The 26,507-nt window shown below is 64.9% G+C and carries 20 protein-coding genes; 5 read left to right on the top strand and 15 right to left on the bottom strand.

The features are described from left to right. Nucleotides 1-48: 48 nt before the first annotated feature. Entirely contained in the window at nucleotides 49-1,923 is a 1,875-nt protein-coding gene (locus ACOZ9V_RS02415; RefSeq protein WP_434593270.1) for an amidohydrolase, read from the bottom strand. 179 nt (nucleotides 1,924-2,102) lie between these two features. Here ACOZ9V_RS02415 and ACOZ9V_RS02410 point away from each other — a divergent pair, with 179 nt between their 5' ends. Continuing rightward, complete coding sequence (locus ACOZ9V_RS02410) at nucleotides 2,103-2,594, top strand: hypothetical protein (RefSeq protein WP_039206203.1); 492 nt, start codon at nucleotides 2,103-2,105, stop codon at nucleotides 2,592-2,594. A 358-nt stretch (nucleotides 2,595-2,952) separates the two neighbouring features. On the opposite strand, the gene ACOZ9V_RS02405 is transcribed toward ACOZ9V_RS02410, so the two are convergent. The 7 genes from ACOZ9V_RS02405 to ACOZ9V_RS02375 form a co-directional block, all read right to left on the bottom strand. Next, nucleotides 2,953-4,011 (bottom strand): RAP domain-containing protein, encoded by a 1,059-nt coding sequence (locus ACOZ9V_RS02405; protein WP_181271253.1) that lies wholly within the window; start codon nucleotides 4,009-4,011, stop codon nucleotides 2,953-2,955. 547 nt (nucleotides 4,012-4,558) lie between these two features. Beyond that, nucleotides 4,559-5,314, bottom strand: coding sequence for an iron ABC transporter ATP-binding protein (locus ACOZ9V_RS02400; RefSeq protein WP_181271254.1), 756 nt, complete (start codon nucleotides 5,312-5,314; stop codon nucleotides 4,559-4,561). After that, complete coding sequence (locus ACOZ9V_RS02395; protein ID WP_434593265.1) at nucleotides 5,311-6,492, bottom strand: iron chelate uptake ABC transporter family permease subunit; 1,182 nt, start codon at nucleotides 6,490-6,492, stop codon at nucleotides 5,311-5,313. The genes ACOZ9V_RS02400 and ACOZ9V_RS02395 overlap by 4 nt, the downstream gene beginning before the upstream one ends. Continuing rightward, the gene (locus tag ACOZ9V_RS02390; protein ID WP_181271255.1) at nucleotides 6,493-7,575 is read right to left on the bottom strand and encodes an ABC transporter permease; all 1,083 of its coding nucleotides are present in this window, start codon (nucleotides 7,573-7,575) and stop codon (nucleotides 6,493-6,495) included. Further along, nucleotides 7,575-8,564: a siderophore ABC transporter substrate-binding protein gene (locus ACOZ9V_RS02385; protein ID WP_181271256.1), complete on the bottom strand. Its 990-nt coding sequence runs from the start codon at nucleotides 8,562-8,564 to the stop codon at nucleotides 7,575-7,577. The genes ACOZ9V_RS02390 and ACOZ9V_RS02385 overlap by 1 nt, the downstream gene beginning before the upstream one ends. A 169-nt stretch (nucleotides 8,565-8,733) precedes the next feature. Beyond that, nucleotides 8,734-9,699, bottom strand: a complete 966-nt coding sequence (locus tag ACOZ9V_RS02380; RefSeq protein WP_181271257.1) for an inositol monophosphatase family protein — start codon at nucleotides 9,697-9,699, stop codon at nucleotides 8,734-8,736. Between the two features lie 502 nt (nucleotides 9,700-10,201). Beyond that, entirely contained in the window at nucleotides 10,202-10,378 is a 177-nt protein-coding gene (locus ACOZ9V_RS02375; protein ID WP_172172182.1) for a hypothetical protein, read from the bottom strand. 326 nt (nucleotides 10,379-10,704) lie between these two features. Between ACOZ9V_RS02375 and ACOZ9V_RS02370 the strand changes: the two genes are divergently transcribed. Further along, the gene (locus tag ACOZ9V_RS02370; protein ID WP_434593260.1) at nucleotides 10,705-13,788 is read left to right on the top strand and encodes an FAD-binding and (Fe-S)-binding domain-containing protein; all 3,084 of its coding nucleotides are present in this window, start codon (nucleotides 10,705-10,707) and stop codon (nucleotides 13,786-13,788) included. A 30-nt stretch (nucleotides 13,789-13,818) separates the two neighbouring features. Here ACOZ9V_RS02370 and ACOZ9V_RS02365 read toward each other — a convergent pair whose 3' ends face one another. Together ACOZ9V_RS02365 and ACOZ9V_RS02360 are read right to left on the bottom strand one after the other, a co-directional pair. Next, a complete protein-coding gene (locus ACOZ9V_RS02365; RefSeq protein WP_139470383.1) occupies nucleotides 13,819-14,208 on the bottom strand; it encodes a universal stress protein in 390 nt (129 codons plus the stop codon). Between the two features lie 135 nt (nucleotides 14,209-14,343). Continuing rightward, entirely contained in the window at nucleotides 14,344-15,399 is a 1,056-nt protein-coding gene (locus ACOZ9V_RS02360; protein ID WP_434593256.1) for a helix-turn-helix transcriptional regulator, read from the bottom strand. Nucleotides 15,400-15,524: 125 nt separating this feature from the next. On the opposite strand from ACOZ9V_RS02360, the gene ACOZ9V_RS02355 reads away from it, so the two are divergent. After that, complete coding sequence (locus ACOZ9V_RS02355; RefSeq protein ID WP_434593253.1) at nucleotides 15,525-16,127, top strand: DUF664 domain-containing protein; 603 nt, start codon at nucleotides 15,525-15,527, stop codon at nucleotides 16,125-16,127. Between the two features lie 86 nt (nucleotides 16,128-16,213). Here ACOZ9V_RS02355 and aceB read toward each other — a convergent pair whose 3' ends face one another. Continuing rightward, entirely contained in the window at nucleotides 16,214-17,821 is a 1,608-nt protein-coding gene (aceB, locus tag ACOZ9V_RS02350; protein ID WP_434593250.1) for a malate synthase A, read from the bottom strand. Between the two features lie 243 nt (nucleotides 17,822-18,064). Then, nucleotides 18,065-19,375 carry an isocitrate lyase gene (aceA, locus tag ACOZ9V_RS02345; protein WP_172172442.1) on the bottom strand — a complete coding sequence of 437 codons (1,311 nt, stop codon included), beginning with the start codon at nucleotides 19,373-19,375 and terminating at the stop codon, nucleotides 18,065-18,067. A gap of 238 nt (nucleotides 19,376-19,613) precedes the next feature. On the opposite strand from aceA, the gene ACOZ9V_RS02340 reads away from it, so the two are divergent. Then, nucleotides 19,614-21,008, top strand: a complete 1,395-nt coding sequence (locus ACOZ9V_RS02340) for a helix-turn-helix domain-containing protein (RefSeq protein ID WP_427846185.1) — start codon at nucleotides 19,614-19,616, stop codon at nucleotides 21,006-21,008. A 91-nt stretch (nucleotides 21,009-21,099) separates the two neighbouring features. Here ACOZ9V_RS02340 and ACOZ9V_RS02335 read toward each other — a convergent pair whose 3' ends face one another. The 3 genes from ACOZ9V_RS02335 to ACOZ9V_RS02325 all read right to left on the bottom strand — a co-directional run bounded on the left by ACOZ9V_RS02335 (nucleotide 21,100) and on the right by ACOZ9V_RS02325 (nucleotide 25,166). After that, nucleotides 21,100-22,386, bottom strand: coding sequence for an alpha/beta hydrolase (locus tag ACOZ9V_RS02335; protein WP_434593245.1), 1,287 nt, complete (start codon nucleotides 22,384-22,386; stop codon nucleotides 21,100-21,102). After that, a complete protein-coding gene (locus ACOZ9V_RS02330) occupies nucleotides 22,383-23,417 on the bottom strand; it encodes an ABC transporter substrate-binding protein (RefSeq protein ID WP_229664060.1) in 1,035 nt (344 codons plus the stop codon). The genes ACOZ9V_RS02335 and ACOZ9V_RS02330 overlap by 4 nt, the downstream gene beginning before the upstream one ends. 123 nt (nucleotides 23,418-23,540) lie before the next feature. Further along, complete coding sequence (locus tag ACOZ9V_RS02325) at nucleotides 23,541-25,166, bottom strand: FAD-dependent oxidoreductase (protein ID WP_219922295.1); 1,626 nt, start codon at nucleotides 25,164-25,166, stop codon at nucleotides 23,541-23,543. Between the two features lie 37 nt (nucleotides 25,167-25,203). On the opposite strand from ACOZ9V_RS02325, the gene ACOZ9V_RS02320 reads away from it, so the two are divergent. Further along, nucleotides 25,204-26,442, top strand: coding sequence for a site-specific DNA-methyltransferase (locus ACOZ9V_RS02320; protein WP_181271265.1), 1,239 nt, complete (start codon nucleotides 25,204-25,206; stop codon nucleotides 26,440-26,442). Nucleotides 26,443-26,507: the final 65 nt, after the last annotated feature.

Raw genomic sequence — 26,507 nt, 5'->3', positions numbered from 1 at the left:
GCAGTCCGGGTCCCGCCAATCGCCGAGGTGGTCGTCCGCCTCGGCGATTCAGGCCCGGTATTTCACTTCGCCGCCGACGACGGTGAGCGCGACTCGGGTGTCGCGGATCGCCTCGGCGTGGGCGAACAGGGCTTCTTCGGAATCGTAACCGAGGAGGCCGTCGCGCTCTGCCGCGGCGACACTCGAGTGATCAACGTTGAGCCCTTCGGCCGCGCACGGATCGGTGTCGACGACGATGAAGTCGGCGTCCATGCCCGGCGCCAGATATCCGCGCCGGTCCTCGAGCCCGGCGGCGAAGGCCGGTCCCTGAGTGTGCAGGCGGATGGCCTCGACGGCACTCAGGCGACGGTGCGGCTGGAAGGTCGTCGACGCGTCTCCGGTGATGTCCGCCCTGGTCATCGCGGCATAGATCGCGGCGAAGGGGTTCGCATGCTCGACCGGACCGTCGGAGCCGAAGACCACGTGCGCCCCCGCATCGAGCAGGTCGGGCCAGGCATAGGCGGCCAGCTGCGCGGACTCGTCGATGAGGTGGAGCAGGTGCAGGTCAGAGATGCAGTGGCGCGGCTGCATCGACGCGAGCACCCCGAGCTCGGCGAACCGGGCAACGTCGGCCGGCTGGATGAACTGGGCGTGTTCGACGCGGTGACGCAGGGGTCGGCCGAACTTCTCCTCCGCGGCCTTCGTCGTCTCCCGCAGGCGGTCATAGACAGCGAGCACATGGTGGTTCGCCTGATCGCCGATGGCGTGGATGGCAACGGAGATTCCCGCTTCGGTGGCGATGTGCGCCTGGTCGAAGAGTTCGTCTTCGGTCATCTGCACGACACCGAAGTTCTCGTCCTCACCGTCGATCGCGGGAAATGCTGAGGACATGTGCGAGGTATGCGAGCCGAGCGCCCCGTCCGAGAACAGCTTCAGCCCGCCGCACTGCAACCAATCATCCCCGTCACCGGTGTGCCAGGCGGTTTCGATCGCCCACGGCACTTCGGGCGAGCGCAGGAACAAGGTCACGCGCATGTCCTGGCGACCGGCCGCGTGCAGGTCGTTCCAGCCCAAGGTCGCGGCGATGCCGTCGAAGTCATGGATCCCGGTCAGCCCCTGAGACAGGAAGAGCTCCTGGGTGGTGACGAGGCGTTCGACCTGATCCTCGCGGCTGGGTTCGGGGATGAAGCGGGCGACGAGGTCGGTGGCGTCCTCGCGCACGAGGCCAGTGAGCTGTCCGTCGTCGTCGCGGACGAAACTGCCGCCCGAAGGGTCGGGGGTCGCCTCGTCGATGCCGGCGATCTCGAGGGCGTGGGCGTTGACCCACAGGGTGTGCAGATCAAGCGACCACATCGCCACCGGGTGGTCGGGGACCTCGGCGTCAAGGAGTTCCCGGTCGGGGTAGCTCGGGTCCTCCCACTTGTTGAGGTCCCATCCGGAGCCGACCACCCAGGTGCCCACCGGGAGGGAATCGGCGCGTTCGCGGATGGCGGCGACCGCCTCGGGCAGTGATTTCGTCTGGGACAGATCGAGGTCGGTCAGGGAGTCGGCGTACAGGATCGAGTGGATGTGTCCGTCGACGAATCCGGGCAGAATGACCTGCCCGCTGCAGTCGATCTCATCGATCTCGAGGCCGGGGATGACCGTGGTGGCACCGACCCCACCCACCGAGGCGAGCGCCGCCGTCGTCGACGATTCCGCGGCAGCGATGTCGAGAAGTTCGGCCCGGGTGCCGATGGCCACGATGGTCTCCCCATCGACGAGGATCGCATCCGGGGCCGCCTGTGTGAGGTCGAAGGTCGGCGTGGAGGTCGGGTCGGGGACCTTGTCTGTGTTCGATTCGCTCGGGTCGGATGCGATCGACGCAGGGGTGTTCGAGTCGGGGGCACTCGAGGCGGCTTGGGGTGCGAAAGTGCGCACCACGGCGTTGGAGAACAGACGCATGGACACCAGTCTAGAGCGGGTACGGCGAAGTCGCTGAGTGGGCCGATCACCACCCCTTCTTACTACCCGACGGCGGCCCAGATACCTCGCGCGAGGTTGCTGCGCCGCCGTCAGGTAGTAATTGGTGGGTGAAAGTGAGGGCGCTGCCGGCCTCTTCTACGAAGGGTAGAATCGAAGGCATGACTCACTTCTTCAGCACCGATGATTCGCGGCTGGCGGCGAGCGCTCGGATCATCCTGCCCGCCATCTGGCTCGGGCTCATCATCGGCATCTCGCTCATCGAGGCACCGCTGAAGTTCACTGCCCCCGGCATCACGATCCCGCTGGGGCTGGGCATCGGTCGGCTGGTGTTCGGAGTGATGAACTGGGTCGAGCTCGTCATCGCCGTGATCCTGCTGTGGGCGCTGCTGAAGTCGGGTGTCGATCGCGTCTACCGCAGTGTGGCATGCGGGCTCATCGGAGTGCTCATCATCAAGGTCGTCGTCATTCGGCCGCTGCTCAATCAGCGCACGGATGCCGTGCTCGCAGGTGTCGACGAGGGTGGGTCGTCCCTGCATCTGCTCTATATTGCCGCCGACGGACTGCTCATCGTGGGGCTGGTTGCCGCACTCGTGATGGCAGTGCGCCGTTGGGTATTGATCCGCCCGGCCGTCGCGGCAGACGACAGATAGAGGAGGCCGCTGGGTCGGCTCAGACCGAAACCGCAGCCGCCTTCCGCGCCCTCACCTGATCGAGGAAAGCTGAGAAGAGGATCCGACAGTCACGGACATCGGCGCCGTTCTCCTCCAGGTGCCACTCGAGGCCGCCGCAGCGATTGGTGCTGGGCCGCGCCTTCACCGAGCACCGAGCACCGAGCACCGAGCACCGAGCACCGAGCACCGAGCCATGGCAACTCAGCGGCCTCTTCGGCGAACAATCGCCTTCTGATCAGGTCATCGGGATAAAACTCGATGCGCCACACAAAACTCGATACCCGACTGTACAAAACCCGATGGTTACCGGCACAAAAGTCGATGCGCGAACCTTACATCATTCGTCCGGGCTCCCGACCATCTGCTTCAGCTCCGGCACCTGTGTGAAGATCTTGTCCCGAAAGTCGTTGAGTCTGAGCACGTCGTCGAAACTCAGATGGATGACCTTATAGCCCAAGCTGAGAAGCCGATTGTGCTGTTCGCCTTCCCTCCGGATCAGCGAGGGACCCACCAGAGCGTATTTCTCACTTCCGTCGACCGCGAGGATCGTTCGTGCCTGTTCATTGAGAAAATCGGCTCGAGCAATGAAGCCTCGGCTGTCTCGGACTTCGATCTGCTGTTCGAACCCCGTCAGGTTCAAAGCGATGAGGTTGAGTCGGCATTTGCTCTCGGCGGGGCTCTCAGAGAACGGCCCGATCGCATCAACCATCCGCTGCGCGGTGACCTGGCCCGATCGCATGCGAGCAACCGCAGGATAGAACGCCGTCTTGATGATCCGACGTGCCTCGGACTGAAACTTTTCTGTATACCCGGACCTCGGATTGAAGCCAGGGAAATGATCGGCCGTCGCCTGACGCAGTACCCATTCCAGTGCTGCAAAAGCTTCGTGTTGACCCGAAATCCGAATGAGGTCCAAGGCCGTCCTGATCGCCGAGGTGGCCGCAAGGTGACCGAATCGGACCTGATCCTCTGCGGGTACCTCATCCCGCACACGGATAATCTCCTTAGTGTGCGAATTGCTCCTTGGGTGTCTGACCGTGATCGCTTGCGATGCGTCCTTGTACAAAGGTATTCCGTGGAGGACAGCCGCCGATTTGCCAACGATCACGTCCTCTGGCCGGTACCAGCGGTAACTCTGAATGCGCAGCGCTCGGAGCTGGGTCTGATACCTGAAATCGCGCTTCAGGTCGGCTGGAGTTTTGCCGACGTGGAAACTGATCCAGTCGACGTCTCTGATAAATGCCGCAATCCGACTGTGGTCTTTCACTCCGCACTCACGGATCACCGAGTACACCCCGCGGCAGAGACGAATCAGACAACAATCCAGCGCGCTCTTGATCGTTTTGGAAGAGATGCCGGCGGCGGAGAACTCTTCACGATAGATCGTATTCTTCATCTGGCGAGTATCGGCATCAGCGAACTGCCGTTAGTACCCCTTGCGCTGAGGTTGTGGACAACGTTTCGTCGTCCACAAGTCAACGACGGTCGAGTCGAGATATTCTCCACAGGCCACTGATGAACGTCTCTGCACACGAATCCCTGAGAACTCGCAGATGCTGGGCACCGCTGAGACGGTTTAGCCCATTTGAACCTATGAACGCGCCGACTGTCTGGATTCTCTAAAGGTGCCGAATGAGAAGGTACTCCACAGTGTCTGGTGCGCAAGTGAGCGCTCAGTCCACTGGAGCCCAAGTCTGGTGATCGGCTTTTGCACCATCCGTCATCGACTTACGGGGCATCTGTCATCGCCTTCTGATCGATGCATCTGGTTCGAACTCGATGGTTCGGTCAAAAGGCGATGAGCGCCCGAGAGTCGCCTCAAGTGGCTCCTCACCATCCCCATGCTTCCCGGAACGTACCCTCCGCCGGCCCCGCCGGCGGCATGAAATCAGCGCAAAGGCAAAACTCACGCGCAGACTGAGGCCAGGTGGCCGCAACCGGACTCAGAAGTACACCGCAAGGGGGCCGCGGGGTCCGTCGATGACGTCGACTGGAGTGTCGAAGACACGTGAGAGCACCTCACCGGTCATGATCTCCTCGGGCGCACCGAATTCGATGACGGCGCCGTCTTTGACCGCGCAGATGTGGTCGGCGTAGTGACCGGCGAAGTTGATGTCGTGGAGAACGATGACGATGGTCCTCCCCATCTCGGCGGCGGCCCGGCGCAGGTGCTGCATCATCTGCACCGACCGCTTCATGTCGAGGTTGTTGAGCGGCTCATCGAGCAGCACGTAGTCGGTGTCCTGCGCCAACACCATCGCCACATACGCCCGCTGCCGCTGCCCGCCGGAGAGCTCGTCGATGAACCGGTTCTCCAGCTCCCCGAGCTCGAGGAAGTCGATCGCCTGCGAGATCAGTTCCTCATCGGCGGTCGTCAGTCGCCCCTTCGAATGCGGGAAGCGCCCGAAGCCGACGAGCTGGCGGATCGTCAGCCGGGTGATGAAGTGATTCTCCTGGCGCAGTATGGACACGATCTTCGCGAGATCCTTCGACTTCGTCGAACTGACGTCATAGCCGGCGACCGAGATCGCACCGGAATCCATCCCGAGCAGCCGCCCGATCATCGTCAGCAGAGTCGACTTTCCGGCGCCGTTCGGCCCGACCAGGGCGGTGACTCCCCCGGCTGGGATCTGCAGATCGACGGGCCCGATCGAGACTTCGTCGTCGTAGGATTTGCGGACCGATTCGAGCGTGATCACAGGCGCCCCTTTCTCAGGATGACAAGCAGGAAGGCGCCGCCGCCGACGATCTCGATGATGATCGACACGAACCCCTCGGCGTAGAAGATGTTCTTCATGACGAAGTACGCCCCACCCAGAACCACGAAGCCGAGGAGCGCGGCCATCGGGAAGAGACGTTTGTGGTCATAGGTGTCGGCGAACTGGTAGGCGAGCATCGCGACGAGGAACCCGAGGAAGACCATCGGTCCGATCATCGACACGGACACCGCCATGAGGATGGAGACGAAGAAGAGGACCTTGAGCAGCTCGCCCTTGTAGTTGAGTCCCAGGTTGCTCGTCATATCCCGTCCCAGCGCCATCACATTCAAGCGTGAGGAACAGAGGTAGAGCCCGAGGCAGGCCAGCACGCACAGCGGGATCGATACCGGCAGGTAGCTCGAATCCGAATTCGAGATCGACCCGAACAGGCGGGCGGAGAGGACGTCGAACTCGCTCGGCGTCAGCGTCCGCTGCATGAATGTCGCCACCGATCCGAGTCCGCCGCCGATGACCACGCCGATGAGCAGCATGAGCGCCACTGAGGAATGCCGTCCGGAAAGCAGCCATCCGTAGAGCGCCAGCGACAGCCCGACCATGAGCACCAGCTGGACGACGAAGGGCACGAGCCCCTTGAGTTCGACGATCGCCGTGACCCCGAAGAAGTACATCGCCGAGGTCTGGATCGCCACGTAGAGGGATTCGAATCCCATGATCGAGGGCGTAATGATCCGGTTGTTCGTCACCGTCTGGAAGGCGACCGTGCCGAACGACTGGCACAGCGCAACCATGGCGATGACGACGAGGTTCGTCAGCCGCAGCTCCGCGATCAGCCAGAATCCCGGGTCCGTGATCGGCATCGGATTGTCCCAGGCCAGGATGCCCAGAGCGATCCCCGCCGAGGCGACCGAGAGAACGATGATCATCGTCCAGTAGCGACGCGCCGACTTCGCCGTCGGAAGCGGACCCGACGACCTGCGGACAGAGGCAGACTCGCGCCGAGGCAGCCCACCGTCCCGTACGCCTGCACCGGACCGATCCCCGCTGGCTTCGTTCGCGGAGCTCCGACGATCCCCACCGGGAATGTCGGTGACCGCGGTCGGGTCGGCCGCCTCGGCGCCGGTGTGACCCGGGGATTCGTCCTTCGCACGCATCGGCACTCACCCGACCTTTCGCTGACGCAGCAGCAGGGCGACGAACACGGCCGCCCCGACGACGCCGAGGATGAGGGAGACGGGCACTTCGAAGGGCATGACGATGATCCTGCCGATGAGGTCGCAGATGGTGACGATTGCGATGCCGAGCAGACACACCCAAGGCAGGTTCGAGCGCAGGTCATCGCCGCGGATGAGCGAGACGATGTTCGGCACGATGAGGCCGAGGAACGGCAGGTTGCCGACGACGACGGTGACCACTCCGGTCGCAATCGCCACGAACACGGTTCCCAGCAGCAGGATCTGGTTGTAGTTGAGACCGACGTTGGTGGCGATCTCCTTGCCGAGCCCTGCCACGGTGAAGCGGTCGGCGAGGATGAAGATGGCGACGACGACGGCCGCGACGATCCACAGGGTCTCGTACTGGCCGCGCAGGATCGACGTGAAGCTGCCGGCGAACCAGATGCCCAGCGACTGCAGCATATCCGTCTGCACCGCGATGAATGTCGAAACGGCGCCGACGACGGCGCCGAGCATGATGCCGACGATGGGCACGATGAGCGAGGATTTCAGAGAGACGCGACGCAGAAAGACGAAGAAGACGAGGGTGCCGACGAACGCGGCGATGATCGCGCCGACCATTCGCGCGACGATCGAGGCGTCGGGATAGACGATGACGGTGAGCATGAGGCCGAGCCCGGCCCATTCGGTGGTGCCGGTCGTCGTCGGCTCGACGAAGCGGTTCTGGGTCAGCAGCTGCATGACCAGTCCGCACATCGCCATTGCGGCGCCGGCCAGGACGAGGGCGATCGTGCGCGGGATCCGCGTGATCTGGAACATCTCGGCCCCGCCGTCACCGCCGAAGATGTCGTAGACGCCGGTGAGCAGCGAGAGCGCGAGGAGGATGGCGACCCCGACGATGCCCAACAGCAGGGGCCATCCGAACAGTGGTGCCTTCGCCGAGGCGGCCCCACGTGCGGACGAGACTGCCGACCCGCTGGGGGACGGATCGACCGTTCCCTGCGGGGACTCAGCCGTCCGGTTGCGTCGGGCTTCGTTCCGACGTCGGGCCGCCTCGGCGAGGGTCATCACTTCTGAGCTTCGAGCTTGTCGGCGAAGTCGTTGAAGAACTCGGTGTACGTCTGGATGCCTTCGTTGAGGTAGGTGTCCTCGGGGAAGTAGACGATCTTGTCGTCCTTGATCGCAGGAACATCCTTGAGCGCTTCGGAGTCTTCGAGGACTTCGGCAGCCGGGGCCGAACCTTCGTCGCGTTCTTCAGGGGCGAAGGAGGCGTCGCGGTCGAGGACGATCATGAGGTCGGGGTTCGACTTCGCGATGGCTTCGACGGAGACGTCGTCGCCCTGGTGGTCCTCGCTGCCCTCTTCGACCTCGAGGGCCGGGTCGAGGTCGAGGATGTCGAAGACCGGTCCGACGGTGCGGCCGACCGACGGTGCGGCATAGCCGATGTCGCCGGCCGAGGTGATCAGGCCCATGGCCTTGTCGTTGTCGTCGTAGGCCTTCTGGGCGCGTTCGATCGAGGCGTCGAAGTCGTCGACGAGCTTCTTCGCTTCGTCCTGTTTGCCGAAGACCTCGCCGAGGACCTCGGCCTGGCGGCGCAGCTCGGCGTCGAAGTCCTCGTCGTCGCGGGGATCGAGTTCGAGCACGGTTGCTTCGGGGGCCAGCTTGGCCAGGTCGTCATGGAACTGTGCGAAGCGCTGGCCGTTGACGATGAGATCGGGCTTGGCCTCGACGACCTTCTCGAGGTCGGGTTCGCGGTGGCTGCCGAGGTCGAGGATGGAATCATCCTGCGTGTAGTCGAGGTCGTCGCTCATCAGGGAGACGGCGCCGCCGCTGAGTTCGATGCCCCAGTCGCTGAGCGTCTGGAACGTGCGGTTGTCGGTGGCGACAACGGACTTCGGCGGGGAGGCGACGGTCTGCTTGCCGTTGTTGTCCTCGACCTCGATCGTGGATCCGGAGTCTTCGGCCTGAGCCGAATCGGAGTCTGCCGAGCCGCAGCCGGCCAGAGTCAGAGCGACAACGCCTGCCAGGGCGCTCAATTGAAGGCGAGTCGAAACCATGGGGTCCCACTTTCAGGAATGTACGTATGAGAAAAACGTGTGCGCACACTGAAAGTAAGCTTAGCCTATGCTTTGAAAATAAAGTCAAAAAAGTATGACGTTATCTGTATCACATCTGAAGTGAGATCGGATGGGCGCGCGGCGGGGTGGGTGCGCGGTGGGCCTCAGATCAGATAGCGGCGATGAGGCGGTCGACCTCTTCTTCAGTATCTGCCGCGGCGGTCGGCCCGCCGGATCCTCCGCGACTGACCTTGAGTCCGGCCTCTTCGACGATGACAGCCCCACCGGCGTAGTCGTAGATGCCCAGTCCGCGTTCGGCGTAGCCGTTGACCCGACCTTCGGCGACCATGCACAGGTCGAGTGCCGCCGATCCGCAGCGGCGGATATCGTCGTAGCCGGTCATGAGGTCGTCGAGCTTGGCCAGTTGGGCCCCGCGGTTCCTCAGAGCATAGGCGAATCCGGTGGCCAGGAGCTTGCCGGACAGCCCGGGCGGAGTCCCGTGCAGTCGTCGCGCCGGAATGGCGGAGCCGGCCTCGCGGTGGTCGGCCAAGCGCCCGTCGACCCGAAAGGCACCGCGACCGGCAGCCGCCAGCCATGTGGCATCCAACCCCGGCGAGGCGACGAGTCCGATCTGCCAGTCGCCGAGTCCTAGGCCGGCATCTGCCTCACCTGCGGCCGCGCAGACCCCGACGGAGAACGCGTGGTGTTCGATGTTGCGGACATAGTTGACGGTGCCGTCGATCGGGTCGACATGCCATTCCAGACGCGGACCCTCGTCAGCAGCCTCGTTGAGTGCACCGGTCTCCGGATCGAAAGCGTTGAGTTTGAGCAGGAAGTCCGCCGGGAAGAATTCGACCGGGTCGAGTGCCTCCGAACCCTCTTCGCCGACCATGAGGTCGTGGGGCCTGGCTCGGTTGAGATAGCCGCGCACAAGCGCCTCGATCTGCGCATCGGCGCGAGTGACGAGGTCATTCGGCGAGGTCTTCGTGTCGACGACACTGGCGTCGAGGCTCGCGCCGAGCAGCGGCCTCCAGGCGAGCATCTGCTCCCACGCCATGAGTGAGAGGTCGGAGGCGATGCGGATCAGAGGGTGGTCGACGATCTCAGCGGGCAGCGATTCGAGCTCGGAGTTCATACGGCCACTCTAGACAACCCTCTCAGCATCTCGCCCGGGTGTCCGCCGCCGACCGGAGACCGCCCAGATCTGCGGCATGTGTAACAAGACTGCAATACACCGGCGAATATGTACTTCTTGTATCTAAGCCGTCCAAGGAGGTCGGGAACTCCGATTGCACGGCTTTTCCACCGAGCTGGAAACGCACCTGAGGTTGTCGGCAGGGCACTTCAGCATCTGATATTTCACAAACAGTCGAAGAGTCGAATCGTGAAGCGATTTCCGCACGCAGGGCAGGATTTTCCTGAAGGCTTTCTCAGCCCATCAGCCCCGTTGTCTTCGTTCGGGAAATTCCCGCCTCCGGCTCCGCGAAGATTCGGTCACGGAATCGTCAGAAAACGTCCATGAATCGCACAAGGGCGGTGATCCATATCGAGTATGGATCACCGCCCTGGTCTTTGCGCGGGAAGTACGAACACAGAGGGGACCGGCGAACGCCGTTCTGCCCCTGTGTTCTCTGGGATCAGGCGGGGTCGGCGACTCCGGCCTTCGGCTCACTGCGCTTGACCGGTCCGTGCCTGCGCACGATCTCCTGAACGGCTTGCGAGGAGGTGCCGGCTGCCTCGGCGATCGCACCGAAGGTCGCGCCTTCTTCGCGGGCGCGCAGAATCGCCATCACATAGTCGGTGTTGATTTTCAATCGCTGCCGCGCGACCTTTCGGACCGCCCCGACTAATGCGGCTTGGTCGACTGTCAATTCACGAGCTCGACGAGACATGGTTTCTTCCCTTGCATTCATGTAGTGGCCCGTTGCCACGAATTGGTGTAGTCCCATTAGATACCATGAATATGTCAAGACGCCAAGAATTCCCGGATATAGGAACTCAGGCTACTGACTAGCACCGTTCTGAGCATGTGTCATAACGAATGTATAACTTTCGCTGGTTCGCGACGATGACTCTCGCTCGCCACTCCCCGCCGTGGAAGGTATCGATGTTCCAGCAACCCAAGTGGCACAATGCGGACATGACGACTATGGCCCATCCCAGCGAAGCGAATCGGGCGACCGTCGACGAAGACGAGTCCCAGACAGCGCTTCCCACCGCACTCGCCGAGCAGTTCCGCGCCGCGGGCATCCGTGATTTCAGCATCGACGACACCGACCGCGCCGCGTACTCCTCAGACGCTTCGCTCTTCCGGCTCGTCCCCGCCGCCATCGTCTTCCCTCACGACGAAGACGAAGTGGCGCGGGTCCTCTCCGTTGCCCGCCGCCTCGGCGTGCCGATCACCAGTCGTGGTGCCGGTACATCCATCGCCGGCAATGCCATCGGCCGCGGCATCGTCCTCGACTTCACTCTCCATATGAATGCGGTCCTCGACCTCGACCCGGACGAGCAGTCGGCTTGGGTGCAGTCCGGCTGCGTCCATGCCCATCTGCAGAGACAGGCCAAACCGCACGGTCTGCGGTTCGGCCCGGACCCATCCACGCACACCCGCTGCACGATCGGCGGGATGATCGGCAACAATGCCTGCGGACCGCGAGCTTTGGGCTACGGCCGCACGGGCGACAACATCCTGGCACTGAAGATCATGCTCATCGACGGCACCGTCGTCACCCTCGATGACTCGGACGCCTCGACGACGTTCCCACGGCTGCATGAACTCGTGGCACAGAACCTCGGCACCATCCGCACGAACTTCGGCACGTTCTCCCGCCAGGTCTCCGGGTATGGGCTCGAATCCCTCCTTCCGGAGAACGGCTTCGACGTCCGCCGCGCCTTCGCCGGCACCGAGGGCACCTGGGGTGTCATCCTGGCGGCGAAGATGCGCCTGGTCAAGGATCCGAGCTTCACCTCGGCGGTCGTCCTCGGCTACGCGGACATGGTCGCCGCCGCCCACGATGCGCCGCTGCTGAAGGACTTCCCCGTCGCCGCCTGCGAGGGACTCGATTCGCGCATGCTCGACCGGGTCATCGACACCAAGGGCGCCGAGGCGGTCCCTCCGCTGCCGGAAGGTGGGGGCTGGCTCGTCGTCGAACTCACCGGTGAGGACGAGTCCGAGCTCGAGGCCGAGACTCAGCGCCTCATCTCCGAGTCGAAGTCACTCGACTCCGCGGTCCTGGACGCCCGGGCGGCCGCCGAGGTGTGGGCGATCCGCGCCGATGGCGCCGGCCTGGTCTCACGCACACCCGATGGTCGCGACGCCCACGCGGGATGGGAGGATTCGGCGGTTCCGGTGGACCACCTCGGCGACTATCTGCACGATCTCATGGAGCTGCTCGAGGAGCACGGACTGTGGGCCATTCCCTATGGGCACTTCGGTGACGGCTGCCTGCACATGCGCGTGGACTTCCCGCTCGAGGATCCGAACGGCGGGCAGGTGATGCGCGATTTCATGGTCGCGGCCACGAAGCTCGTCGCCCGCTATGGCGGGTCGGTCTCCGGGGAGCATGGGGACGGTCGGGCGCGCTCCGAACTGCTGCGGCTCATGTACGCCCCGGCAGCGCTCGATCTGTTCGCCCAGGTCAAACGCCTCTTCGATCCTCAGCATCTGCTCAATCCGGGTGTCATCGTCGACCCCGACGCTCTCGACGAATCGATCCGTCTGTCTCAGTTGCCGCTGCGCCAGGAGCTGCCCGGCACTCTGGCGATGGCCTATGAAGGCGAGTCTGCCGGTTTCGCCTCGGCGGTCCACCGGTGCACCGGAGTCGGCAAGTGCCGCGCGGATTCGGCGGCCGGCGGCGGCATCATGTGCCCGTCGTATCAGGCCACCCGGGACGAGCGGCATTCGACGCGGGGGCGGGCACGCGTGCTGCAGGAGATGGTGTCCGGGGATCTGCTCGAGCCTCGCTGGGACTCCCCCGAGGTGCACGAAGCCCTCGACCTGTGCCTGTCGTGCAAGGCCTGCGGGACCGAGTGCCCGACCGGCACGGACATGTCCACGTACAAGGCCGAGGTCCTGCACCAGACCTATCAGGGACGGCTGCGGCCGATGAAGCACTATTCGCTCGGGTTCCTTCCGCAGCTCGCCCGCCTGATCACCCCGCTCGCGCCGGTCGTCAACCGGGTATCGGGGCTGCCAGGGCTGACGACGCTGGCGAAGAAGATGGCCGGCATCGACGTTCGTCGCTCGATCCCGCAGTTCGCGTCCACGACGTTCAGGAAATGGTGGACCACCACCGCCGCCGAGGCGGCACCGGGGTCGCGTACGAACGCCGAGTCTCGCTCGAAGGCTGAGTCCCCGGCCAAGGCGTCGTCGCCGGCCTCGGATTCGTTGCGGCCGAACGCTGGGGTGATCCTGTTCGCCGATTCCTGGTCGAACCATTTCGCTCCGCGCATCCTCGCCGCGGCCGTCGCTGTGCTCGAGCAGGCCGGTGTGCGTGTGCGGGTGATCGATCAGACCGTGTGCTGCGGGCTGCCGCTCATCTCCACCGGTCAGCTCGATGGCGCGAAGGCGAATCTCTCGGAGACGATCACGGCTCTCGATGCCACCGGGGATGTGCCGATCATCGGCGTCGAGCCTTCGTGCCTGGCGACGCTCAAGGATGATTCGCTCAAACTCGTCGCCGATGAGGCCGCGCACCGAGTGGCCGACCGGGTGCAGACTCTCGCCCAGTATCTGCTGAGCATCGGTGCCGAACTGCCGGACCTGTCCGGGATCGAAGCGCTCGTGCAGCCGCATTGTCACCAGTCGGCGATCTTCGGCAACGCGGCAGATAAGGAGCTGTTGGCCAGGGCTGGAGCGAATACCGAGTTCCTCGGCGGGTGCTGCGGTCTGGCCGGGAACTTCGGCGTCGAAGACGGCCATTTCGAAACCTCGGTCGCCGTCGCCGAGGTGGCCCTGCTGCCGGCGCTGCGCAAGCGGGGACGGGCCGCCGGTGTGGGGTCTGGAACTGGTTCAGGAGTCGATGCTTCGCCGACCGGTGCGACAGGGTCCGGTACAGATGTGTCGCCGGAGCGTGCGACGCGTTCAGGTGCAGGCGCCCGGCTGCAGGTCGTTCTTGCCGACGGGTATTCGTGCCGCACTCAGATCACGGATCTCAGTGACGCCGAGGGCGTGTCGTTGGCCGAGCTCCTCGCCTGGGGATGGGGGCTGCAACCGCGGCGATGATCCCGAGGTCAGGGCCGCCTCGGCGAGGTTTCAGGCCTTGGCCGTCAGCACCGGGACCTCGGCTTCGAGGAGGATACGCTGTGCCTGCGAGCCGAGGATGAACTTCCCGATCGCTGAGCGTTTGCGCAGGCCGATGACGATGAGCTGGGCTTCGTACTCCTCGGCGAGGTCGTTGAGTGTGCCGGGCAGATCGTCTTCGTGATCGGGTTGGAGCACCTCGACGTCGACGTCCGATTCCTTGCCGAGGTCGACGATCCGCTTGATCTCGTCTTCCCCGATCTCGGTCGGAGCTCCACTGGCACCTCGTCGCTGTGAGTTGATCACGACGGCAGCGCTCGACCGCAGTTTGGCCTCTGCTAATCCCGCACGCAGAGCAGCCTCACCCTCGGGAGCGGGTAGGTAGCCAATGAGAATCGTCATGGCCCCCAGTATATGGACTCATCCATGATTCGTTCACTTCGGGATCACGCTTCGGTCAGCACCCCGCAACCCCCATTGCCCCAATTACTACCTGACGGCGGCCCAGCAACCTCGCGCGAGGTTGCTGGGCCGCCGTCAGGTAGTCCTGGACGCTTCGACGACCGCTTGCGCCCTCTCTGCGTGGTCGCGTAGGGCGTCGATGAGCTCAGGTGGGTCGAGCACTTCGATCTCGGCGGGGATGGACGCAAGGGTGGCCGCGACCCACCTGAGATCCCAGAATCCGCAGGTGATGCGCACCCCATCGGCCGCCTCGGTGATGGTGGCGCTCCGGGTGGGGAACCATTCCTTCGCTTCCCGCGCCGAGGCGGCAGTGCGCAGAACGACGGTGTGCGGATACGCGGTGGTGGTCACGGCTGCGGACACAGCCGCCTCGGCGTCGGGGTGCTCACGTGGGGTGATGCTCAATGTCGTCGCGTGAACCCGGCTCATCCGGTCGAGGCGGAAGACCCGATGGTCATCGCGGTCGAGGTCGAAGGCGAAGAGGTACCAGTGCGCGCCGAAGACGACGAGACGGATCGGTTCAACGCGGCGGGGCGTCGAGGGGTGGTCGCCGGTCGGGCCGGGGGATGCGTCGGCCGTCAAGGTGCCGGTCGCGTCGGCGGTCAGGGCGCCGGCCGGGCCCGTGACGGTGGGGTCGTCGACGCCATGGCGCTGCATCTTCCGATAGTCGAAAGTCGCGATCGTCGACGCATTGATCGCCGAGGCGAGCGTGATGACCGCGCTGATGTCGACTCCGGGTGCGTGGCCTTCGGACACAGACACAGCCGTCGAGATTTCGGCGACGGTCGCGCGCATCGCGGCCGGGAGCATCGTCTGCAGCTTCGTCGTCGCCGATTCCGCGTGTTCGGTGTCCAGGCCGGCCCCACGCAGGAGTGCCAGGCCGACCGCGGTGGCCAGCGCCTCGCCTGCCTCGAGCTGCAGAGGCGGCAGCATCGTCCGGGATTCGGCGCGATAGCCCCCGGTCAGGCCCGGTGCCGAGGAGATGATGTAGCCGAGATCGCGCAACTCGGCGATATCTCGACGGATGGTACGTGGGGTGACGTCGAAGCGGGCGGCGAGCTCGAGGGCAGTGCAGCTCCTGCCGGATGCGAACAGTCCGAGCAGGCTCAAGAGTCGCGTCTCCGACTGCATTCCACCTCCGAATGAGAAACTTTCGCCCGACTTATTGATGCGGACAGTATATGTCCGCATAGCACCTGACGATAGGATCACCGCTTCAGCCATCCGGCCGCGGCGGACATTGCAAAGGAGAGATCATGCCGTTCTTCACCCCTTCCGTCACGAGCGAAGCCGACGCCGCGTTCACCTACCTCACCCAGCAGTGCACCCAGCTCAAGCTCACGGCGCAGGGCCTGACCGATGAGCAGGCCCGCAGCACGCCGACGGCCAGTGGATTGAGTATCGCGGGCCTCATCGTTCACGGAACACAGGTGGTCAATAACTGGCTCATTCAAGTCAAGGACCCGACGCGAGAGGTCGGCGAGGATGACTACCGGACGGTCAACGAGAAGTTGGGGCTGACAGCGATGTTCGACGGGTCCGCTCTCCCCGACCTCGACATCACCGAGGCGGTCGCAATCTTCGACAAGGTCATCGACGGGATCGAGGACGCGAGGGCCGCAGTCGACGACGCGGGGACCGACCTCGGCACCGAAGTTCCGATGCCGTACAACCCGTGGATGCCCAACGATTTCACGATGACGGTGCGCTGGATCCTGTGGCACCTGGCCACCGAGATCGCCCGCCACGCCGGCCACGCTGACATCATCCGCGAATCGATCGACGGCGCGATCGCCTACCAGCTCAACGCTCAGGCGGACGGCGAACCGTGGCCGCCCGAAGGCATGGACTGGAGCTGAGTCCCCACACGATCCCGCCCAAAACTACCTGACGGCGGCCCAGCAACCTCGCTCGAGGTTGCTGGGCCGCCGTCAGGTAGCAATTGTTAGGCGACGAAGGCTTCGCTGGCCTTGGACACCCGGTCGACCAGGTGGTCGGTGTAGGCCGGCATGGTGAGGAACTCGGCGAACTCCTCGCCCATTGCCGTCTCGCGGAAGATCTCCACGGCCTCATCGAAGTGATCGTCGGCGGTGCGCTCCATCAGAGCCAGCTCCTCGCCGAGGTAGCGCTCCACCAGACGCGAGGTCAGCTGCTGCCCGTTGTCCAGAGTCACCTCGTGGCGGATCCACTGCCAGATCTGCGAGCGACAGATCTCAGCCGTCGACACGTCTTCGAGCTGGTTCTCCAGAGCCACGTGCCCGTTGCCGCCGAGCCATTCGTTCATGTACCCGATGGCCACGCGGATGTTCACCCGCACACCCTCTTCGGTCACGACCGGTTCGAGGCCGGTGATGTCGAGGATGTTCTCGCTGGTCACCTGCACATCGGGGCGCTTGTTCTCCAGCTGGTGCGGCTGCGAACCCAGGGCGGCGTCGAACACGGCCAGAGCCGCCGGAACCAGTGCCGGGTCGGCCACCCAGGTGCCGTCGAAGCCCTGCCAGGCCTCGCGGGCCTTGTCCTCTCGCATGCGCTCGAACTCGGCGGCCACGAATTCCTGGTCCGGGTGATCGGCCATGAGGTTGGACATCGTGCCGATCGCGTGTGCTCCGCGACGGTGGCAGGTGGCCACGAGGCGGTCGGTGAACGCCTTCATCAGCGGCAGGTCCATCGTCAGACGCTCACGGTCGGGCAGAACGTAGTCGGTGGTGTTGCGCAGGTTCTTCACCACGGAGAACAGGTAGTCCCAACCGGCGGCCTCGAGGCCTGCGCAGTGCTCGCGCAGCTCGAAGAGGATCTCTTCCATCTGGAACACCGCGGTGATCGTCTCGATGTGAGCGGTGGCCCGGATGGTGCCGTGCGGGATGCCCAGCATGTTCTGCGCCAGGACGAACACCTTGTTCCACAGGCGTGCTTCCTGCGAGGACTCGAGCTTCGGCAGGTAGAAGTACGGGCCGGAGCCGTTGTCGATGAGGTGGCGGGCGTTGTGGAAGAAGTACAGACCGAAGTCGACGAGAGCACCGGAGGTCGAGAACTCCTGGCCGTTGTCATCGACGTAGATCAGGTGCTTCTCGGGCAGGTGCCAACCGCGGGGGCGCAGTCCGATGGTCGGCTGGTTGTCGTTGTTGACGCCGGGCAGCTGTCCGCGGATGGCGCGGAAGAGGTTGACCTGCCCGCCGATGACATTGGCCCAGGTGGGGCTCGTGGCGTCTTCGAGGTCGGCCAGCCACACCTTCGCCTGCGAGTTCAGTGCCGCCACGACCTCATCCTCGGTGACCGGGCCGGTGAGCTCCACGCGGCGGTCTTCGAGGCCGGGGGCGCCGGCGGATCCGGCGACCGACCAGGAGCGGTCGGCGCGGATGCGTGCGGTCTCGGGCTTGAAACGGGGGAGGGTTCCGCCGTTCATCTCGGCCGCGCGGGCCCGGCGCGTGCGCAGCACGTCGCAGATGGTGCCGGCGAACTCGTCGTGGAGCTTGGCGATGAACGTCAGAGCAGGCTCCGAAAGGACGGTGCCGAAGCCGGTTTCGAGCGGCGCGTTGATCTTGATGTAAGACATGGGCTTCTCCTCACCCGTCGTAGTGTGTGCCTGGAATGTGTGGCTGGTTCTGTGGGTGATCCTCGCCGAGGCGGCTCTGCCGTAAGTCGTGAGCCGTGCGTTGGGATCGTGGCGGGGTTTCGACTCGTCTGTGGTGTGACGGAGCGGATCGACAATGTAAACCCCGTGAAAACACTGCCGATCCGCCCCGGGTTCTGGGTGGGTTCATCCCCGCTGGTCAGCGGGGCGTGAACCCGGTGCGGCTCAGTGGAACTGAGCGGTTTCGGTGGAGCCGGCCAGCGCGGTGGTCGAGGACTCCGGGTTGACCGCGGTCGAAACCAGGTCGAAGTATCCGGTGCCGACCTCGCGCTGGTGGCGGGTCGCGGTGTATCCGCGTTCTTCGGCTGCGAACTCGCGTTCCTGCAGGTCGACGTATGCCTTCATCTGTTCGCGGGCGTAGCCGTGAGCCAGATCGAACATCGAGTAGTTGAGCGCGTGGAAGCCGGCCAGCGTGATGAACTGGAACTTGTAGCCCATGGCTCCGAGCTCGCGCTGGAACTTCGCGATGGTCGCATCGTCGAGGTGCTTGCGCCAGTTGAACGACGGCGAGCAGTTGTAGGACAGCATCTGGTCCGGGTACTCGGCGTGGATCGCCTCGGCGAACTTCTTCGCAGCTTCGAGGTCGGGCGTCGAGGTCTCCATCCACAGCAGATCCGCGTACGGAGCGTAGGACAGTCCGCGAGCGATGCCGGCTTCGAGTCCGTTCGTGATCTTGTAGAAGCCTTCGGCGGTGCGCTCACCGGTGACGAACTGCTGGTCGCGCTCGTCGATGTCCGAGGTCATCAGCGTGGCTGCCTCGGCGTCGGTGCGGGCGATGACGAGGCTGGGCACGTTCTCGACGTCGGCCGCGAGGCGGGCGGCGTTGAGGGTGCGGATGTGCTGCGAGGTCGGAACGAGGACCTTGCCGCCGAGGTGGCCGCACTTCTTCTCGGAGCCGAGCTGATCCTCGAAGTGCACACCGGCTGCGCCGGCAGCGATCATCGAGCGCATGAGCTCGTAGACGTTGATCGTGCCGCCGAAGCCTGCTTCCGCGTCAGCGACGATCGGAGCGAACCAGTCATCGACCTGCTTGTTGCCTTCCGAGGTCTCGATCTGGTCGGCGCGCATCAGAGCGTTGTTGATACGGCGGACGACCTGCGGCACCGAGTTGGCCGGGTAGATCGACTGGTCGGGGTAGGTCTGGCCGGCGGCGTTCGCGTCGGCGGCGACCTGCCAACCGGAGAGGTAGATGGCGTTGAGGCCGGCTTTGACCTGCTCGACTGCCTGGTTGCCGGTCAGCGCACCGAGGGCGTTGACGTAGTCACCGGAGTGGATGTCGCCGGCGGTGATCTGGTTCCAGAGGCGCTCGGCTCCGTGACGGGCCAGCGTGTGCTCCTCGATCAGCGAACCGCGCAGTTTGACGACATCCTCGGGCTCGTAGTCGCGAGCGATTCCCGACCAGCGGGCGTTGGTCGCCCAGTCGCGGCGGATGGCTTCAGCATCGTGCAAGCTGTTCTGCGTGGTGTTCTCAGTCATTGTCCTTCTCTTTCTCGATCTCTCGGGGTTGTTGATGTATCCAGTCTGCGGGGGCTGCAAGGGCTCTCGCACTGAATTTCTGGATGAATAATCTCGATATTTCCGGTTTCAGAAATTTCGCGGTTCTGTCATACTGTTTTTCAACCATGTGAACCAGCACATAGAAACCGAGGGAGGCGCCTTGAACAGCGTTGGCGCGGAAGTCGAGAGCGAAGAGCAGCAGACCGACCCACTCAGCATCGGCAGAAGAATCCGCTTTTTTCGAAAGAAGCGCGGTTTGACCCTCAACGAGCTGGGGCAGGAAGTAGGGCGTGCGGCCTCGCAGATCTCGACGATCGAGAACGGCAAGCGAGAAACTTCTGTCACGCTCCTGGCCGCGATTGCTAAGGCGCTGAAGACGGATGTCTCCGAGCTCATCGACCCCGCTCCGATCGACGAACGACAGGCCCTCGAGTTGGAGGCCGAACGCAATCAGGCCTCCCCCATGTACTCGGCCCTCGGCCTGCCGCAGGTGCGGATCAAGTCGCTGCCGGCCGATGCCCTCGAGGCGATCGTGGGGCTTCAACGCCAGCTCGGCGAGGCCCTGGAACGGCGTGCGGCCACCCCGGAGGAGGCCAGGCGGGCCAACCGGGAGCTGCGGGATCGGATGAAGGAGAAGAACAACTACTTCGCCGACCTCGAGGCCACTGCCGCCGAGCTGCTCGACCTCGTCGGCTACGAATCCGGAACGGTGTCACAGCGGCAGACGGCACTCATCGCCGAGAAGCTCGGCTTCAGCCTCCACTACGTCTCCGACCTGCCCGAATCGACCCGGTCGATCTCGGATACCGCGAACAAGCGGCTGTATCTGCCCAACGCCGACGCCGCCTTCGATCCGCGGTCGCACCTGCTCATGAGCCTGGCTCCGCATGTGCTCGGCTATGACTCCCCGAAGGACTTCCACGAATTCCTTCAGCAGCGCGTCGAGGCGAACTATCTGGCGGCCGCGATCCTGCTTCCGGAGTCCGCGGCCGTGCCGATGCTCGAGGAGGAGAAGAAGAAGCGGGTGCTCTCCGTCGAGCATCTGCGCGATATGTTCGGCGTCGGCTACGAAATGGCCGCCCACCGGTTCACGAACCTCGCCACCGAGCACCTCGGACTGCCCGTGCACTTCATGAAGGTCCACAATTCCGGCACGATCCACAAGGCGTACTCGAATGACGGGCTGCCGTTCCCCACCGATCCGCTCGGCGCGATCGAGGGACAGTTTGCGTGCAAACGCTTCACGTCGCGCACCGTCTTCCGTGTCGCCGACCGATTCAGCCCTTACTACCAGTACACCGATACCCCGCACGGATCGTTCTGGTGCACCGCCCGAGTGCTGCCCGGCGGCGACTACGCCATCAGCGTCGGCGTCCCGTTCTCCCACGTCCGCTGGTTCGAAGGACGGGAGTCACCGATCCGCTCGCAGTCCGGATGCCCGGATCCGTCCTGCTGCCGGCAGGCCCCGGATGACCTGGCCGAGAAATGGGAGGATCAGGCGCTGCCGTCGGCCCGCATGCACGCCTCCCTGCTCGCCGCGGTCCCGCCCGGAGCGGTTCCCGGCGTCGACGACACCGAGGTCTACGAGTTCCTCGAACGCCATTCCGACTGATCGACGGCTCCGATCGACGGTGCAGAAAACCCTCGCCGAGGCGGCTCCCCCACTTCGGGTGTCCCGTGACCAGGCCTGACGAGCGGTGGGGCTATTCCGCCAGGACTTCGGCCAGGCGGATGAGCATGAGTTCACGCCACCACAGATACTCGTGCCCGCCCACGAACGGTCGGGGCACGAAGTCGATGCCGCGAGCAGCGAACTCCTCGGTCGCCTCGGCGACAGAGTCCGCAATGACAGTCTCGAGGATCCCGTGGTCGACACTGAACGTCGGATGTGCGGCGGTCGCCGGCCGGGTTTCCACCGTCCGAGACTCCGGCACCCCTGCGCGTCCGCCCGCCTCACCGTCCGCTCGGCTCGGCGCGAGATCCCAGATCCTGCGCCCCTGATCGTCGGATTCCCAGAACGACGGCGAAAGGCAGATCCCGCGGAATGCTTCCGGGTGCCGCAGGGAGAAGTACGCCGCGGCCAGTCCGCCGTAGGAGGCGCCCGCGACGATCGTGCGGGCCGAGACCTCCGGCGCCGTCTGACGAACGAGTGCGAGCACGTCGTCGCAGAACCGAGAATTCATCACGAGGTCGTCGGCGCGCTGGCCGACGGCCGCGTTCTCGTCGGGGCCGTCGGCCCCGACGGGTGCATGGTCGATGGCGATGACCGTTGACGGAGGAGACACAAGCTCGTCGATCGCTGCGAGCAGTCCCCCGCGGATGAACCTCTCCCCGTCGAAGACGACGAGCACCGGCGCCGAGGCGGGACCTCGCTGCGGTCGGTGGGTCCAGATCCGCCTCGGCGCGGAACCGAGGGTGATGACCTGTTCGTCGACGTCGGGCCGACCTTCGCCTGCCCCGCTGCGGGAGTCGGTCGCCGGCCGGTCCCCACCGGTCCAGATCAGGGGCCGGGCATCGGGTGCGGCGAGCTCGAGGACCTGTTTCCTGCGCATGTCCGTGATCGTGAGCAGATCATGGTCACCGGCGGGGACGAACCCCCGTTCGAGGACATCGAGCCAGGTCGGACGGTCGGCAACTTGGAGCCCTCGTGGCACGGGCAGAAAGCGAAGCGCCCCGCGATACCCTCGCGGAACCGGCAGCTCGATCGAATACCTCGTCGCGTCGGCACCGTCGGCACTGTCGCCGCCCTCGTCCCGGGCAGGGCGCCGGGTCATGATCCCGCCGGGCACATTCCGTCGGTCGGTGACTCCGTTGAGGTCGACGAAGATCTCCTGCTCGTCTCCGGGGACTGCCTCGGCGGGGATGGCTGTGGCCGGAAGTTCCACCTGCAGCCTCCAGCTCTCGTCCGGGCCGATCTCTGTCCAGGTGCACAGGGCAGAGGCCGAACCGGTCTGCTCCGCCGACGAATTGATCGCGCTGGTCCCGGTCATGATCCGACCGCCGCCGTGTCGAGCTTCTCTGCGATGGGGCCGACGATCTCGGGCAGCGCGAGCGCGGAGACGGAGCGCAGCCCGCGCCATTCCTCATCGGTCGGCTGGTAGAAGTGGCCGCCTTCAACGGCTGGCAGGCTCGAGAACGTGGGGACTCCGTCGTACTTCTTCCGCAGCTCCGGATCGGGGAAGTAACCGACGAGGATATCGCTCTGCAGGACGTCGAGCTTCTCCAGGGACAGGCTGTCGGGGACCGACCCGTCGGCCATCTTGTCAGCCACGGGGTCGAGCGTCAGCCCGAGTTCGCTGAAGAATTGGACGGTGGCCGAGTCCCGATCGGTCAGCACTCCCACCTCGTCGGGGCTGTGGAAGAGCGCGACGAGGAAGGACCTGTCGGTGAGGTCCGGGTGGCCCTTTGCCGCATCGTCGATCGCTGTCTGCGCCGCTTCGATCGCTTCCTCCCCTTCGTTTTTCGCATCGAGAACGGTCGAGACCCGCTCGGCCTGTGACTGCCAGCTGTCGGGGGTATTCTCCTCGGCCGTGCCCAGGGTCGGCGCGATTTCGCTGAGCTGGTCGTGGGTATCCTTGCCGATGATGGTCCCGGTCGCCAGGATCAGATCGGGCTTCCACGCCGCGATGTCCTCGAATGGGATCGTGTCTTCGGTCGACCAGTGGAAGAGCTCCGGATCGTCGCCGCCGAGCTCATCGATCGTCTCCTCCGCCCACGGCATCACGGGCTCGACCGGAGCTTCGGTCATCGCCACGGGGACCACACCTACGGAAAGAGCAGCGTCCGCATCGGAGACGGAGAGAGCGACCACGCGTTCGGCCTTCCCGATGTCAACGGAGCCGAAGGCGTCGTCGACGCTGCCTGCACTCGCTCGTTCTGCATCGGTCCCGTCGGCGGAGCCTCCCCCGCACCCGGTGAGCGCGAGGGCGAACGCGAAGGTCAGTGCCGGCAATCGGCGCCGGCGGACCGCCAATGTCGGAGACGTCGAGGTGGAGGCGGGTCGAATCGCGGGCACGGGCATCGTCACTTTCGCTCATAGTTTGGTTAGCCTAAGCTAAATTACCATAGGAGCTGTCTGCGTCCCAGAGCGGCGGTGCAGGTCAGCTGGGAACGTCAGCGCGGCACGGTCCGCGGCGGGGCGATCTCAGCGGGCCGCGTTCTCGAAGGCCCGATCGACGATCGTTTCGGCAATCGCCAGCGCCGAGGTGGCCGCCCACTTCGGCACGGACCTGACCACGGTCAGCCTGCCGCGCCTGGTCATGGTGAGTTCGTCGATGAGTTCGCCTTCGGCGGTCATCGCCTGAGCTCGGACACCGCGGGCCCCGGGCGCCACGTCGTTCTGGTCGAGCTCGGGAACGAAGCGGCGGATTCCGTCGACGAAAGCAGTCTTGCTCACAATAGGCTTCACTCCGCGGGCCGCTGTCTTCGCAGTCTGTGCGGCGAACTTCCAGAACCCCTTGGACCGGGCGGTCGATGTGATGTCGGCCAGGTCGAATCCGTGCCGATCATAGGACTCGCGGCCGAGGGCGACGAAGGTGTTCGGTCCGAGGATGAGTCCGTCGTCGAGTCCTCGGACGATCGAGGTTTCGGCGAACGGGGACTGCGGGTCGGGAACGGACCCGATGATGCCGCGGACCACCTCGGTGTCGGTGGCCGGGCTTCGGTAGAAGTCGCTGGTGAAGGGTACGATCCTCGGTTCGGCGTCGAGTCCCGCAGAGACGGCGAGGCGATCGGCCTGGAGACCAGCGCAGACGATGACGATGTCGAAGGTGCCGAGCACTTCCTCAACTGGCGCTTCGCTGCGCGCGCTGCCGCCGGGCGTTCCACCGGTGCGTGAGCCAGAGTCGCCGAGGCGTGAGCCGTCGCGGTTCGCCCACGCGTCGGAGACCTTCTGCGTCCACTCGCCGAGCGTCGATTCGGCCTGTTTGAACCAGTCCTGTTGTCCGAAGCGATCGCGCAGCTCGTCTGCAATGCCGATGACGGGTTCGCGGCCCTCTTCTCCGCGATAGGTGCGCGGACGGTCATGGACCTGATCGTCGCGCTGGTCGCGGTCGTGGACCTGATCGTCGCGTCGGTCGCGGTCATCGACGGCATCCTTGCCCGACCCGCCCCGTTCGCCGGCCGTGTTCGCACCACGGTCGACCTGATCGGACTCTCCGGCTGGGGCTCCCTCCCCCGCCGGCGATTCTTCTGGCGGAACCGGGCGCCCACGCAGTCGGACTTCGTTGCTCATGGTGTCGAATCCGGTGACCTCGGTTCCGAAGCGGAATGTCCCTCCGGCGGCGCGCACATCGGAGGCGAGCGCTGCGGTGAGCGCCGAGAAGTCGGCGATGGCCGCATGGGGTGAGAAGAGCCCGAGAACTCCTCTGGCGGCCGGTTCGACTGCTCCGATCTCGTGGCGCTCGAGCAGTCTGGCGCCTGGAACCTCGTTGTCTTTGGCGCGGGCGAAGATCTCTTCGAGGCGTTCGGCCTCATCGGTGTTCTGGGCGATGAGCAGCTGCCCGCATTCCCGGTAGGGAACGCCTGCCTCAGCCATATAGGGAATGAGCAGCTCGAGGCCGCGGCGGGTGAGCTTCGCCTCCGCCGAGTCGGGTTTCTGGCCGAGACCGGAGTCGACGATTCCGGAGGTGTGACCGCTCTGATGTGCAGCGACGTTCTCAGCTTTGTCGAAGACGGTGATCTCGGCGTCGGGGAACCGCTTGGTGACTTCGCGGGCGGCGGCGACACCGAGGATACCGGCACCGACCACGGCCACTCGTGAAATACTCATACAGCAATCTTGGCACCGTTCGGGATGAAGGAGAAGGATGACGACCGTCTTGGAGTGGACCGGCAAGGCCGCCGCCTTCGACCTCGGTCGCCGCCTCGTGGACGGTGGCCCTGAACGGGAGGGCCACCTCGGTGATGGTCGTCCACATCTGTGGGACGTCGACGGCACCGCTCACGTTCCCGATCCACACGAGAATCTGCTCGTCGTCGGGGACAATCTGCCCGCGCTGACCGCCCTGCTGGCCACGCACCGCCGGCAGGTCAAGGTCGTCTACATCGATCCGCCGTACAACACGGGCAACGCGCACACCTACAAAGATCACGGGCACGATCACGCCAGTTGGCTGTCATTCATGGCCCCGCGGCTGCTGCTCGCCCGTGAGCTCATGCGTGAGGACGGGGTGCTTTTCCTCCATCTCGACGACAAGGAGAGCGCGTGGGCTCAGCTGCTCGGGCACGAGATCTTCGGTGAAGACAATTCGCTGGGCACGCTCATCCATCAGCGCGCGAAGGGCGGCGGCAACGCCCGCTCCTTCGTGCGCGGGCACGACTATGTGCACGTGTGGGCCCGCGATGCGAATCAGGTCGGGCCGTTCCTCACAGAGAAGAAGTCACCGGCGAAGCTCGAGGTCATCAACGGCAGGCGGATGCTCGTGGAGACCGATGTGCTGCGCGCCGGCTTCGGCCGCTATGCCCGCGGGTCCGAGCGGCGGCTGATGTACGAGGACATCGTCGCCGTCAAGGGTGAGGGTAAACTCGCCGAGGTGGACGCGAAGCTGGAATCGGGCGAGTACATCCTGCGACCCTGGGGCACAGAGGGCAAGCACGCGGTGGTGCGGGTGACCCCGGCGGAGAAGGCGAGTTCGAAGCTGTACTCGATCATCAAGGCGCTCGGCGGGCAGAACGATCTGGAGCCGCTGGGCCTGGCGGGAGTGTTCAGCTACCCGAAGCCGGTCGAGCTGGTGAAGGCGCTCGTAGCCTCGCAGACATTCTTCGACTCCGATGCCATCGTCCTCGACTTCTTCGCCGGGTCCGGGACCACTGCGCAGGCCGTGATGGCCGCGAACGAACGGGATCAGGGGTCGCGGTCGTTCGTGCTCGTGCAGACCCCGGAGCCGCTGCGGTCGAAGACGGCCCGGGCCGTGGTGACGGCAGCTGGTGGCGGAGTCGAATTCCCTACGATCAGCGAACTCACCGCCGAACGCATCCGCCGCGCAGCCGATGTCCACTCCCCCGGACTGACCTTCACCCAGCTCGAGGTCGTCGACGGCGAATAGCGCCCGGCGGCGACGTGCCAGCCGAAGACCGCCCCGCCGTACCTTCCGACTGAATTGCTGGGTCG

The sequence above is a fragment of the Brevibacterium sp. 1718 genome (assembly GCF_051131255.1).
Lineage (GTDB): Bacteria > Actinomycetota > Actinomycetes > Actinomycetales > Brevibacteriaceae > Brevibacterium > Brevibacterium sediminis.
Note: the sequence above shows the minus strand (reverse complement) of the source record. Positions and strands in the feature narration are given on the sequence as shown.